This is a genomic window from Saprospiraceae bacterium (assembly GCA_016719615.1).
GTDB lineage: Bacteria > Bacteroidota > Bacteroidia > Chitinophagales > Saprospiraceae > Vicinibacter.
Genome location: JADJYQ010000001.1, coordinates 928,422 through 941,814, shown reverse-complemented (window position 1 = coordinate 941,814; position 13,393 = coordinate 928,422). Strand labels below are relative to the sequence as shown.

Below are 13,393 nucleotides of genomic sequence, written 5' to 3'. Positions count from 1 at the left end.
TACAGCTTCTCTAAGCGCGTTTAAAGACCGTCATTATGTGTGGAATATGTGGATTCAATCATCGAGATAAAAATGGCTTAAGCGCGATGCTTACAAAATTGCAACATCGCGGACCAGACCATGAAGGGCTTTATCTGAACGATGATTGGAGCCTCGGAATGAGAAGATTAGCTATCATTGATTTGGCCGGAGGCCAACAACCCGTGTGGAATGAAGACCAAAGCATCTGCGCTGTGATCAATGGTGAAATTTATAATTATAAAAAAATTCGAAATTTACTCCTGGAATGTGGACACAAACTAACAAGTGTTGCTGATTCGGAAATCATTGTTCACCTCTATGAAGAATTTGGTTTTGAAATGTTTGATTATCTCGAAGGAATGTTCTCCTTTTGCATTCTTGATCTGGCAAATAATACATGCATACTGGCACGCGATAGATTCGGAGAAAAACCTTTGTATTATTTTCATAAAGGAGCGGATTTTGCCTTTGCAAGTGAAATTCAGTCATTATTGAAGTTTCCAGGAATTGAAAGAAAACTAAATACCGCACATCTTAGATCCCTCTTGCATTTTGGATACAATTTACATCCTGCTACCCTTCTACAAAACGTACAGCTCTTAAAACCGGGACATTTCGTAGTTTTTAAAAATGGAAATCTAGAAAGTAAAGCTTATTACCAATGGAATTACGATCATATAAAGACGAATATTGAAGAACACGAAGCACTTCAAGTTGGGCGGAATTTATTAGTTCAGTCTGTAGAAAAACAAATGGTGGCCGATGTCCCTTTAGGCTGTTTCTTATCCGGTGGCATTGATTCAAGCACGATTTCAGCAATCATGCAAAACCTCTCGTCAAAAGCTATCAACACATTTAATGCAAAATTTGAAGAAGCTGATTTCGACGAAAGCGCTATTGCCCGCAAAGTAGCGAAACATTTGGGAAGCGATCATCATGAATTATTTGTGCCCAATGCTGTATTTCAGGAATCCTTCTTTTGGGAATTGCTTACGCATACAGGTCAACCCTTCATTGATTCATCAAGCATACCAAGTTATTTAATATCCAAAGAAATTCAAAATCACGTCAAAGTGGTCTTATCAGGAGATGGAGGTGATGAACTCTTCGGGGGATACGAAGATTTTAGATGGGGTACTCAAATTGAATTTTTACGAAAATTGGGCCCAAACCTAAATTCAATTGTGCTGTCATTCATACAAGCTTTACCTGAATTATCTGTCCGCACTAAAGACTGGAAACGCGGGGCTCTAAAGGCTCTTGAAATATCAGCCAGACAAGAAAACGAATTGATATCCCTACTCTACGCTATCTTTTCTGGAGATGAACAAACACAACTCCTTAAAAACAAGTGGAGTTCAAATAATGCGCTGCCCTACCCTGAGCATTTTGCAAATTGGTCAACGATGAGAAAATTAATGTGGTTCAGAACGGCTTACTCCTTGCCAGACGACATGTTAGTCAAAGTGGACCGCATGAGTATGCGTCATTCCATTGAAGTTCGATGCCCCTTTCTCGACAGAAGTTTATTTGAATTTGCGGCTACATTACCAGATCATTTTTTAAGAAGAGGAAAACAAAATAAATGGTTGCTCCGGAAAATGATGCAAAACATGCTACCACAGGAAGTATTTTCGCATCCCAAACAAGGGTTTAATTTTCCTTTGCACAAATTTTTTAATCCGGCATTTAAAACATTCTGTTATGCAACCATGCACAAAAATCACCCATTGTTTGAATTAATGGATTATGCTTCGGTGATGCAAATTGTTAAGTCCGGATTTGAACAAAATCAATCAACTGCCCAACAAAGTATTTATAAAAGCGCACACAAACTTTGGCTGTTGTTGCAAATTTTTGCATGGACAACTCACTTTGAAATTGACATTGATTGTTCATCTAATGTAAATTGAGACCTGCTCAATTTCATGTCTGCCAATGCACTCAAGAGTAAAATTACAAACCAAAAGGGAAGTGACTGAAATGTAGTATCAAAAAACGAAAAAACAAGGACGTTTACAAAACAAACAAACCACAAAGAACCCTCTTGCTGTTTGAGTTGCATTAAAAGTTTATAAAATATATTGAAATAAAAACTTATAAAAAGAAGAAAAGGAAGGATGCCAAATTCGAATAATACAGCCAGATAATCATTGTGTAAAACCAATCCTTCCTGAGAAACTAACATTGGATTATCAGAGGTTTGCAAATATTGGCTGTAGATTTTTGGGTTTTTAAACTGTTCGATTCCAAGACCTAAAAAATAAGTATCTTCGAATGCACGCCAACCCTGTATCCATAAAGTCAGCCGGGATTCCTCTCGTCCTGAAAGAGCTTCCAATCTATTCAACAAAGGAACAACATCCAGATATTTTTGGCCGATTTCATGCTGCCGAACCCAAATAAATACACCGAAAATAAATAGCAATGAAACAAAAAGTCTTTTCCAGCTGAAGTGGATGATACCAAATAACAAAATGGTAAGTATTAAGGAAACCAATGCACTTCTTGAACCTGTAACAAATATTCCTGCAAGCACAATACAAAAGGCAAGCAGATAATAAAGTCTGAAATATTTTTGTACTTGGCTACCCGGCAAAACTAATTTATAAAGATAAAAGGCTAATGAGATATTGAGCGTAAACGCTGCATAATTAGGATTATCCATAAAACCACTTTGTCGTCCGATATCCTCAAACACAAAAATATAAATCATATAAATGGCATTGAGCAAAGTAAAACAACAAAATATATGAAATAAGTGCTTGATTCTAAGCTCTGACAATTGGAGTGATTTTACCATAAAGTAGATCCACAAAATAATAAAGAGCTGTAAGCTTGTTAGTAAGAAATAATCGAACTCAAGCCTGTTATCCAGGAAGGCAACAAATGTTGGAATAAGTCCTAACAAATAAATACCGGCCAATTTTAAATCATTCGAAGAATAAATTAAATTCCGGAGTGGAATAATTAAAAAAATGAGGAAGCCAATGATAATAGCTAAAATCCTATGAGGCCTGAAAGGTGTATCTATTTCAGCAAGGATTATGAGGATATTTTCAAAGGGTAAACTTGCAGCCAACAAACACAGAAGTATAAAAATGAATGTTATCAATTTGCCTTCACCCGGGTCGGTTCGCCATAAAATTTCGTTATGCTGTGAGTTCATTTTGAAATTTTAAAAGTCTTCCATTGCTGCCACAACCAGATAAAATCATTCATTCGAGGTAAGATAAATTCCAAGTAGCCGATTTTATAATTTTTTGAAAGGAAAAACCAAGCTACCAAAGTCATCACGAAATAAGATATACTTGAAGACAAAGCAGCACCTAATATTGCAAATTTAGGAATGAGTAAAAAACAAAGTCCGAATGCAAGTACACTTCCTGCCAAACTTACATAACTCGTCCATATTACTTTGCCGGAGGAGGAAAATAATTTTGTAAGCAATTTTGAAGAAACCAAAATTAACGAGCCCGGCATAAGGATAAAAAAAAGCAAAGTTCAATTCCTGAGATGAATCTTTAAAAAAACATGGAATCACCATAAAATAAACGACTAAAATCCAAATAAAAGATAACATAGCACAAAGACATAAAACTACGCGGTGAATACGCGCCAATAATCCAATTCTTACCACTTCGGAATCAGTTTCCGCAAGCCTATTGAATAATACAGGTCCAAGTGCATCCGGAAAATACCAAATGAGTTCTGTTAGTTTAACTGCAATGTTGTAGACACCTATATTTGTGGCAGTGCTTATGGCGCCCAGAATCATTTGGTCCAATCTCAAATTGGCTCTCAATGCCATATCCCCCAACCAGGATTTTAGACCATAACTCAGTGAATCTTTTACAAACAATTTATCAAAACTGTATTGAAAACTGAATCGAAATAAAATAGAAACGTGCATCAAAAACAAAATCAATGCAAAAAGCCATTGCGCAAAAAAAATGTAATAAAGTTGTTCACCTCCAAAAAAGCACAAACTACCAAGCAACAAGATAGGATGAAGCGCGCTTGATGTTAAATCAAGAATATTCAAAGATCCAAAAGCTGAAACCCCAAAAAGGGATCTGCCCATAAAAAAGTTTAATGTTTGCATCCAGCATGCTGTTAAAAAAAACAGCCATTCGATTTGTGAAATTTCATCAAACGAAGAACCAAGCCAACCCACAGCATTTAGTAAAAGCAAGAACAATACATTGAGTAAACCAAAGAAACATGCAAGGACCAATTGGGTAATCAGGGTATTGTGAATATGATATCGTTTGGAACTCAATAAATAAATCGTTCCGGCACCAAAACCGAAAGAAGTGATAGGAATGATAAAGCCTATACATACGACGATATATGCGTAAATTCCAAAATGTTCAATTCCGACCATGCTCGGCAACATCAAAGTTGCACAGAATGCAATCCCTGCTGTTGCTATTTTAGCGAGTAGATTTCGAAATGCATGATTAAAGAATGCCAAGCTTCGCGGTTTATATTCTGGTCAAAATTAACCAACATTCTAACTCCATTAGCATAGAAAGCAAGCAGTATATAGGTGAATAGCCCGCACTAAATTGCATAATACATATATAAATTATTTTTAATATGTACTAATTTCAATAGCTGCTGTATTTTTGCAAACTGCCATGAAGGAGTCTAATAACATCATACGATTAGTGGAGCACTTGAAAATAAAAAATTCAAAGGTCTTTGATCCCGTAAGGCAAAAATGGTATGTATTCACGCCAGAAGAAAAGGTAAGGCAATGTCTGATCATCTGGTTAAATAAATATTGTCAAATTCCTTACAGTAGAATGGCAGTTGAAAAGAAAATAGTAGTTTTCAATCGTTTAAAACGATTTGATCTGCTTGTTTACGACCAACATCTAAAGGCTAAGATACTTTTTGAGTGTAAGGAACCCGGTTTTCCCATACATCAATCCATATTCAACCAGGCAGCAGTTTATAATTTTGATTTAAAAGCGCCTTTCTTGGGTATTTGTAATGGATTTGAACTGATCGTCGCCGAAATTGATTTTCTGAAGAACACTTACCAATTCACTGATCGGCTCCCAAATTATCCATTTTGACCCGCGGTAAGGCGAGCTTAATTCATGTTTTGAAGTCATTTATCTAACCGTCACAAATCGATGAATCATTATTCACATGTAAAAAATAAAAACGGAAACCGATTCAAAAAAACAAGGCGTTGGATAATATTTACGATTCATTAAGAACCAAATGTCCTTTGGACCGTTACATTTACGGACTAAAATTCTGCAGAGCGGAATTTTATATATTTTTTCAACTGGCCCAAAGAATACATTGATTTACAATTAATAAAGATCCGATGAAGCTTCAACTCTTAAAAAGTGCCGCATTTCTTTTTATTTTTCTTACGAGCTGTCAAAACAAGACCATTGAATCCGACCCACAGTCAAAATTGGCAGAACTCAAACAGCAAGCGAAAGATATCAATGACCAGATAAAGGCATTACAAATTCAGATTGCGGAATCAGACACTACGAATTTATCAAAAAAATCCAAAATTGTTGTCGTAGATACTTTGAAACCGATTGATTTCGCATACTATATCGATGTTCAGGGCCTGGTAGAATCTGATCTCAATGTCCTAGCATCCCCCCAAACACCTGGAGTAGTCACGGCTATTTACGTCAATGAGGGAGAAAAGGTTCAGGCAGGTAAAATTTTGGCTACACTAGATGCAGGCCCTATCAGAAAAGCTCAGGAAGAAATCAAAACCGGTTTGGATCTGGCGATTACACTGTATGATAAGCAAAAGAGGTTGTGGGACCAGCAAATCGGTTCGGAGGCACAATATCTTCAGGCTAAAAATCAAAAAGAGCAACTTGAACAAAAGCTCAAAACGCTCGACGCTCAAATCGCAATGAGTTATATTAAAGCTCCAGTTTCAGGCACCGTAGATGCTGTCCTCCTGAAAATTGGAGAAATGGCAGCTCCCGGCATGTCAGGCATTCGCGTTGTCAACAATAATGAAATGTCGATAAAAGCTCAATTGAGCGATAAATACGTGAATGAAGTCAAAAAAGGAGACAAAGTAAGCATCGAAATTCCAGGTAAAAATCTGGAGTTTAATTCCCGTATTGAATACGTTTCAAATTCAATCAGTGCAAGATCCCGAACATTTATTATCGATGTTGCCTTGCCTAAATCAAAATATACTTTTAATAGCAATCAATCTGTCAGATTAAAAATCAATTCAAGCAATATTCCCAAAGCATTGGTCATTTCTACAAATCTGATACAAACCAGCATCAATGGTGAAGAATATGTTTTGATAGCAGTACAGGAAAATGGATTTTGGCATGCAAAGCGTAAGAATATCACAACAGGAATTTCGTATCAGGGCCAAACGGAAATAAAGCAAGGTTTAACCGCAGGTGATCAAATTATTTCTAGTGGTTATAGCGAGTTGGTAGATGGTCAAATGATAGCCCTTTAATTTTCAAAACCTTTTTTATGAAACTTGACCACGTCAAACAACTCGGTTTTACAAACTGGTGCATCAGAAATTCAACCAGTATCTATGTAATAATTATACTCATCTCCATAGCAGGACTTCTCTCCTATCAACGGATACCAAAAGAATTATTTCCCGACATTGTAATTCCTACTATATCAGTTGCAACAATCTATCCCGGTGCTTCTCCTGAGGACATGGAAAATCTTATTGTAAAACCCATTGAAAAACAACTCAAATCCATCAATGGGATTAAAAAAGTAAAGAGCAATTCGGTTTCTGACTTTGCCATGATCTTTGCAGAGTTCAATGCAGATATGGATCCGAAAATATGTAAACAAAGAGTTTCAGATGCCGTTGACAAAGCTAAAAACGATCTCCCAACAGATTTGAAAGATGATCCACAGATTCAGGAATTTGATTTTAGTGAAATCCCGATCATGAATATCAATATTGCCGGAGATTTTCCATTAGACAAATTAAAATTATATGCAGAGCAATTAAAAGATAAAATCGAAGGAAATAAAGAAATTACGAGGGTTGATATCATAGGGGCTGTCGAAAGAGAAATTCAGGTGGAAGTTGATTTATACCGCATGAATGCAGCTGGAATTTCTTTAACAGATATTGAAAATGCATTGGGCCGACAAAACCTAAATATATCTGCAGGAGAATTGCGCATTGATGATTTAAGGAGAAATGTGAGAATAGCAGGAGAATTTAAGGACCCGAAAGAAATTGAAAATGTCATCATTCGCTCTTTTCAAGGACATACTTTGTTCTTAAAAGATATAGCAACGGTAAGAGATGGATTTAAAGAAAAACAAGATTTCGCAAGACTCAACAACAAACCGGTCATCACATTAAATGTTATCAAACGCAGCGGTGAGAATCTGATAACGGCGACAGATAAAATTTATGAAATCCTGGATGATTATAAAGAAAACAAATTTCCACAAGGATTGATCGTTAAAGTCACTGGTGATACTTCTGAAAATACCCGCGTGCAATTGCACGACCTTGTCAATACTGTAATTCTCGGCTTCATTTTCGTCGTTTTTATTTTGATGTTTTTTATGGGTTTCACCAATGCCTTTTTTGTGGGCTTGGCTGTTCCTTTATCCTGCTTCGTAACCTTTTTGATCATGCCTGGAATGGACATGACCCTAAACGTCATGGTCTTGTTTTCTTTGTTATTGGCCTTGGGTATCATTGTAGATGATGCCATTGTAGTCATTGAAAATACACACCGGATTTATCACAAACACCGGGAACTCACGATTGTAGAAGCAGCTCAAAATGCTGCAGGTGAAGTTTTTATTCCCGTATTAACGGGCACCTTGACCACCCTCATGCCATTTTTTCCACTTCTGCTTTGGCCAGGCATCATTGGCAAATTTATGTACCACATGCCTGTTACTTTGATCATCACTTTAGGTGCTTCCTTGTTTGTTGCTTTCGTCATGAATCCTGTATTTGCTGTGAGCTTTATGAAACATGATGATGCCGCCGATCAACGTCACAGTCTCAAAGAATTTAGGAAAGCGTTTATCGTCTTCAGCTCACTTGCAGTTGTTGGTTATCTGGGAGTTGGTACCGGATTAGGAAATTTTTCTGTTTTTTGTATTTTATTAATCTTACTTTATCACTTCCTGGGAAGAACAGCCATTATGAAATTTCAAACCCAATTATGGCCTGCAGTTTTAAATATATACCGGAAAGTACTTTATTTTTTATTACAAGGCTTTCGACCTCTGGCAGTGATCTTTTCTGTTTTCCTTTTACTCATTTTTAGCTTTGTATATTATACAAGTACCAATCCTTCTGTTGAAACTTTTCCTGAATCACAACCCAATTTTGCATTTGTATATTGTAAAATGCCGATTGGCACCGATGCCTGGATTACAGATTCTGTAACTAAAATTATTGAAACCAGAGTCAATAAAGTAATCGGTGAGAATAATCCGATTGTATCTTCCGTGATTTCAAATGTAGGTTTAGGTGCCGGAGATCCAGACAATCCTGACCGTGTGGCCACACCCCATAAAAGCAAAGTAAGCGTAGCTTTCGTGCGTTTTGCCGAACGACATGGAAAATCGACAACCGAGGTGTTAGAAGCTTTACGGGATGAATTTAAATCAGGCATAGCTGGAGCAGAGCTCACAGTTGAAAAAGAAAGAAACGGTCCACCTGTTGGAAAACCCATCAGTATTGAAATCAGTGGTGATGATTTTGATGTTTTAGATAAAATCAGTAAAAACATCGTCAATGGAATTCAGGAAAATGGAATTGAAGGTATTGATGGTTTAAAATCAGATCTGCAAATCAGCAAACCTGAAATTCTGATCGAATTAAATGAAGAAAAAGCACAACGAGAGGGCGTTAGTCTTGCACAAATCGGCATGGAGTTACGAACTGCATTATTTGGAAAAGAGGTCTCCAAATTCAGAGATAGCAATGATGATTATCCAATACAATTAAGAATTCGCGAAGAAGATCGCGATCAGCTTGAAGAATTAATGAATCTTGAAATCTCCTTTATGGATATGGCTAGTTTTCAATTTAAACAAATTCCAATATCATCCGTAGCTGATATCAAATATGGAAATTCACTTTCCAGTATTAACCGGAAAAATCAAAAACGCGTGGTGACTTTGGGATCTGACGTAGTGAGCGGATATAGTCCGGCATTCATCATTTCCCAGATACAAGAACTTACTTCACAAATGGATATCCCGGAAGGATACGAAATTTCATATTCAGGCGAACAAGCCGAATTGCAGGAAACAATTGATTTTCTTGCAATCGCATTCGGAGCAGCACTTGCATTGATGTTTCTAATTCTGGTGACGCAATTCAATTCAGTTGTCAAACCTTTTATCATATTCACGACTGTTTTATTCTGCCTGATCGGTATCAATTTAGGATTTGGATTTTTTCAAATAACCTTAAGTGCGGTCATGACCGGTGTAGGTATTTTTGCGCTTGCCGGCATCGTGGTGCGAAATGGAATCTTGCTCATTGAATTTATTGATGAACTTCGAAATCGGGGAGAAAACGTTATGGATGCAGTTGTCATTGGAGGATCCACCAGGATAACCCCTGTCGTACTTACAGCACTTTCCGCGATCCTTGGATTAATACCACTAGCTATTGGAGTCAATATGGATTTTGAAAAATTATTTTCCGAATTCGATCCTCATTTTTATCTGGGAGGTGATAACGTTGCTTTCTGGGGACCATTGGCATGGACCATTATTTTTGGATTGATCGCTTCTACGTTTCTAACTTTGTTGGTTGTTCCGGCGATGTATATTTTAGGCTACAGGACTCGGGAAAAGATTCAAAGCTGGTTTCATTAATTTGCTTACTTAGTAATTCAATCGATAAGGCCATAGCATGAAATGGGCTCTGTTTTTTGTAGCATTGATTTGTTCAGGGGTCCTGGTATTTGTCCTGATGCAGGCTCATTTAAAAAATCCGGATCCTTTAATTGTAAATACCGAAGCAAAACAAGTAACGACCCTTCAGCTTGATACAAATTCCAAGAACATTCCTGAATATGTACTCAAGACCCTCGAATATATTATTGAAAATGGAACTCCACCAAAAGAATATGTGGGAGGCAGGAATTTTCAGAACAGAGAAAAAAGATTAAAACAAAAGAATAAGGAAGGACAAAAAATTCTTTACAAAGAGTGGGATGTACATCCTAAAGTAAAAGGCATATCAAGAGGCGCAGAAAGGCTGATTACTGGGTCCGATCTATCTGCTTACTACACAAATGATCATTATAAAAGTTTTATTCAAATAAAATGAGTGCATCACATTTTCATCTATTAAGCAAACCTGAACAATTTCAGAATTTGAAATTCAGAAATGCCTTCGTCGTAAAAATAGACGGCGAATGTTCAAGGACTTCAGCAGACTTATACCTTCAACTCGAATCACAATTTGAGTTTCCTGAATTTTTTGGAAAAAATCTGGACGCACTTTATGATTGTTTGATGGATCTCGAATGGATCACCAAAGATCGAATCATTATATATTTCGAACGCACAGATTTACTCTTATCGCAGGAGCTTACCGATCCCGATATCCTTGAAGATTTCTTAGTGACCTTGCACGATGTTTGTGTTTCCTGGGAAGTAGGTGCTGAGGCCTTGATTTCTCCAAAAACAGTTTCAGTGTATTTTAGCTATGCAAATTCAATTGTTGAAATTCTCGATTCCAACGACATTGAGTATGATATACTGGATTAATCGCCTACTTTTTCCTGGGTAAAATCGGCAAGGCTTGTTTGACGACGAGCTGAACCGTGTTTCGCGTTCGCTCTTCCAATAGTATCACTTTTTCCTCCAGTAATTTGGCCAACATGGAATCCTGGTAATGTCTGACGGTCAATAACTCAAGGTCCTGATCAACAACCACTTTAAACATACTTTCAACTTCCTGGACTAACTGTTGGATACGAGATATATCATTGTTGACACATACCGAAAAAGATATCGCAGAATTGCGCATCATATTGACTTTGATCCTGAACTTATCAAACAATTCAAATAAATGTGCGAGATGATACTCTGCAATAAAGGATAAGTCGAGGGATGCAAAATGCAACAAAGCTTGTTTAGATTCCAGCACAACTATTGGAGGATACTCAAGATCCGCAGCTCCTGATATAAGAGTACCTTCATCTGCAGGCTGAATAAAAGATTTCACATAAAGCGGAATTCCTTTGAGTTTTAAAGGCTGAATTGTTTTTGGATGTATGACCTTACAACCATAATAGGTCATTTCTATTGCCTCTCTGTAACTTAGGCGATCAAGTTTGGTAACATTGACAAAGAGATCCGGATCAGCAGTCAAAACACCAGGCACATCTTTCCAGATATACATTCCATCGGCTCCTAATGCACTTGCCAATATGGCCGCTGTATAATCTGATCCTTCTCGCCCAAGCGTTGTGGTATTGTTTTCTAAAGTAGAAGCTATGAATCCCTGTGTCACCAAAATATGCCCTTCATTTAGCCTGGGTTCCATCGATTGTTTGATGCGTTGATTCGTTATTTCCCAGTTTACTCTTCCTTCGCGATAAGTATCGTTGGTGACCAGTATATCGCGGGCATCACACCATTCTACATCTATTTTTTCATGATCCAGCCAAGCCGTTAATATTCTGGATGAAACCAATTCACCAATACTCACTACCTGATCATAAACATAATCATATTTCATTTCGCGCATTTCCTCAAGAATCCATTCGGCTTCTACAAAATGCTCTTGAATATGTATTTCCAATTCTTGCGGAAGCTCCTGAAACAGTTCCAATATAATTTGATGATGATGTTCCTTGATTTTATTCAGTTTTGCAATGGATTCCGTTGGGGAAATAAATTTAGTTTCAACAACATCTTCAAGTTGATTCGTCGTTTTACCAATTGCTGAAACCACAACCGCCAGAGGATGATTTTCACTGTAACGAGCTATGATCTTCGCCACATTCCTAAAACCTTCTGCATTTTTTACAGAAGCACCACCAAACTTAAAGACTCTCATGAATATACTTTTAGATAACAAATTTAGTAACAATTGCGCTCATGCAGTTTGATCGTTTAAATTGAAATTTGAATAATCTTTAGAAGGAGGATACTCTATAAGACTTCGCACTGATATTACTTATAATCCTTAAACGCAAAAGTAGGCTACATCAGAACTAATTCAAGCAATAGTGGATAGCAAGTAAATACAATTTTACATGATTTCACCAAAGTCTAATGTTATGCTAAGTCATGAACTATGACAAACTGAATAAAAACAAAAATTGCCTTGAGTAATTGTTGAACCCTACAACAATAGAAGCTCTATTATTTCGTCTTGAATAACTCTTCGTACTGACTATTTGATAAGCTTGGGGTTTGGAGCTCTTTTTGGGTTTGTGGCATTGTAGAATCTAAACTTACAATTTCATTTTTGGCATCACCTAATAATTTCGAGACCCCTTCTTTTTCCCATTTCTCCAACATCTTCATTCCCTCCTCTTCAAAAACTCCATTTTGCAAATCGACGGATGCCATGAAATTTTCTGATAATTCCATAAACTGTTCCATCTCCCCTACTTTTCCACTAATATCATCAGCCAATACTTCGAGTGATTCTTCAAACAATGCACGTTTGTCCTTGTCGCCTGAAATAACGCTCATGGCTGATTTCATAGCTGAATGGCTGGCACGTATGGCCGAACGCTCCTGTTCTTTAATTTTGACCTGATCCGTGATATCTTCCGCCAGAATTTCAGAATTTTCGTACATCCTGGTCAAAACTCTGTACAATACATCCATTTTGGTGTAGAGGTCTTCAAGTTTAAGATTCGACTCTTTTAACCGTCCTGCCTGTCTCGATTTTAATACGAGGACCGTTTGTTTATTTCCGTGTTTGGCTTCCTCAGCCTGGCTTAAACTGCTATGTATTTGCTTTTGGTTATTAAAGATCTGCTCTTTCAAAACGTGCATTTGACTTCTCAGCTTTGTGATCTGTTTATTCATTTTGCCAAGATTATCTTTCAAATCTTCTACATAATTTTTCAATATGGCAATTGGATCAATTTTTACGAACAAAGAAGTGATCCAACGCATCACTGATTTGTATAAATAGCTAAAGAGTGCTCTTGTTTTAGGATCCAAAATCATATAAAGCACAGCTCCCAGGAGAATGAGTATGACTCCAAAATAAAGCATATTGGATGTTAAGGCGATCAAAGCCGGTAAGGCTTTGTACAAAGCATAACTTGCTCCGCCCAGCAATCCTGCCAAAACTACTGCACCTGTAACGCCTTCCGGTCTTTTCCAAAAATCTCTAACGGGTGATGCCATA

Annotated in this window: 10 protein-coding genes; 6 read left to right on the top strand and 4 right to left on the bottom strand. The window is 37.1% G+C overall.

The window, feature by feature from the left end; all coding sequences use genetic code 11:
* The first annotated feature begins 35 nt into the window (after positions 1 to 35).
* On the top strand, positions 36 to 1,934 hold the full coding sequence (asnB, locus tag IPM92_03840) for an asparagine synthase (glutamine-hydrolyzing) (GenBank protein MBK9107519.1): 1,899 nt from the start codon (positions 36 to 38) through the stop codon (positions 1,932 to 1,934).
* Here the strand turns inward: asnB and IPM92_03835 are convergent.
* Complete coding sequence (locus IPM92_03835) at positions 1,892 to 3,190, bottom strand: O-antigen ligase family protein (GenBank protein ID MBK9107518.1); 1,299 nt, start codon at positions 3,188 to 3,190, stop codon at positions 1,892 to 1,894. The genes asnB and IPM92_03835 overlap by 43 nt on opposite strands.
* 174 nt (positions 3,191 to 3,364) lie before the next feature.
* Positions 3,365 to 4,498, bottom strand: coding sequence for an oligosaccharide flippase family protein (locus tag IPM92_03830; GenBank protein ID MBK9107517.1), 1,134 nt, complete (start codon positions 4,496 to 4,498; stop codon positions 3,365 to 3,367).
* 205 nt (positions 4,499 to 4,703) lie between these two features.
* On the opposite strand from IPM92_03830, the gene IPM92_03825 reads away from it, so the two are divergent.
* The 5 genes from IPM92_03825 to IPM92_03805 all read left to right on the top strand — a co-directional run bounded on the left by IPM92_03825 (position 4,704) and on the right by IPM92_03805 (position 10,782).
* Entirely contained in the window at positions 4,704 to 5,108 is a 405-nt protein-coding gene (locus IPM92_03825; protein ID MBK9107516.1) for a type I restriction enzyme HsdR N-terminal domain-containing protein, read from the top strand.
* A gap of 260 nt (positions 5,109 to 5,368) precedes the next feature.
* Positions 5,369 to 6,502: an efflux RND transporter periplasmic adaptor subunit gene (locus IPM92_03820; protein ID MBK9107515.1), complete on the top strand. Its 1,134-nt coding sequence runs from the start codon at positions 5,369 to 5,371 to the stop codon at positions 6,500 to 6,502.
* A gap of 17 nt (positions 6,503 to 6,519) precedes the next feature.
* The gene (locus IPM92_03815) at positions 6,520 to 9,882 is read left to right on the top strand and encodes an efflux RND transporter permease subunit (protein ID MBK9107514.1); all 3,363 of its coding nucleotides are present in this window, start codon (positions 6,520 to 6,522) and stop codon (positions 9,880 to 9,882) included.
* Between the two features lie 97 nt (positions 9,883 to 9,979).
* Complete coding sequence (locus IPM92_03810) at positions 9,980 to 10,339, top strand: ribonuclease (GenBank protein MBK9107513.1); 360 nt, start codon at positions 9,980 to 9,982, stop codon at positions 10,337 to 10,339.
* The gene (locus IPM92_03805; protein MBK9107512.1) at positions 10,336 to 10,782 is read left to right on the top strand and encodes a barstar family protein; all 447 of its coding nucleotides are present in this window, start codon (positions 10,336 to 10,338) and stop codon (positions 10,780 to 10,782) included. Before IPM92_03810 ends, IPM92_03805 begins: the two co-directional genes overlap by 4 nt.
* A 4-nt stretch (positions 10,783 to 10,786) precedes the next feature.
* On the opposite strand, the gene IPM92_03800 is transcribed toward IPM92_03805, so the two are convergent.
* Positions 10,787 to 12,079 (bottom strand): aspartate kinase, encoded by a 1,293-nt coding sequence (locus IPM92_03800; GenBank protein MBK9107511.1) that lies wholly within the window; start codon positions 12,077 to 12,079, stop codon positions 10,787 to 10,789.
* A 308-nt stretch (positions 12,080 to 12,387) separates the two neighbouring features.
* Positions 12,388 to 13,392 carry a hypothetical protein gene (locus IPM92_03795; GenBank protein ID MBK9107510.1) on the bottom strand — a complete coding sequence of 335 codons (1,005 nt, stop codon included), beginning with the start codon at positions 13,390 to 13,392 and terminating at the stop codon, positions 12,388 to 12,390.
* Position 13,393: the final 1 nt, after the last annotated feature.

Excerpts from the sequence above, each read along its gene's own strand:
- asnB (MBK9107519.1), top strand. The coding sequence starts at position 36 with ATGTGTGGAATATGTGGATTCAATCATCGAGATAAAAATGGCTTAAGC.
- IPM92_03795 (MBK9107510.1), bottom strand. The coding sequence starts at position 13,392 with ATGGCATCACCCGTTAGAGATTTTTGGAAAAGACCGGAAGGCGTTACA.
- IPM92_03805 (MBK9107512.1), top strand. The coding sequence starts at position 10,336 with ATGAGTGCATCACATTTTCATCTATTAAGCAAACCTGAACAATTTCAG.
- IPM92_03820 (MBK9107515.1), top strand. The coding sequence starts at position 5,369 with ATGAAGCTTCAACTCTTAAAAAGTGCCGCATTTCTTTTTATTTTTCTT.
- IPM92_03800 (MBK9107511.1), bottom strand. The coding sequence starts at position 12,079 with ATGAGAGTCTTTAAGTTTGGTGGTGCTTCTGTAAAAAATGCAGAAGGT.
- IPM92_03815 (MBK9107514.1), top strand. The coding sequence starts at position 6,520 with ATGAAACTTGACCACGTCAAACAACTCGGTTTTACAAACTGGTGCATC.
- IPM92_03810 (MBK9107513.1), top strand. The coding sequence starts at position 9,980 with ATGCAGGCTCATTTAAAAAATCCGGATCCTTTAATTGTAAATACCGAA.
- IPM92_03835 (MBK9107518.1), bottom strand. The coding sequence starts at position 3,190 with ATGAACTCACAGCATAACGAAATTTTATGGCGAACCGACCCGGGTGAA.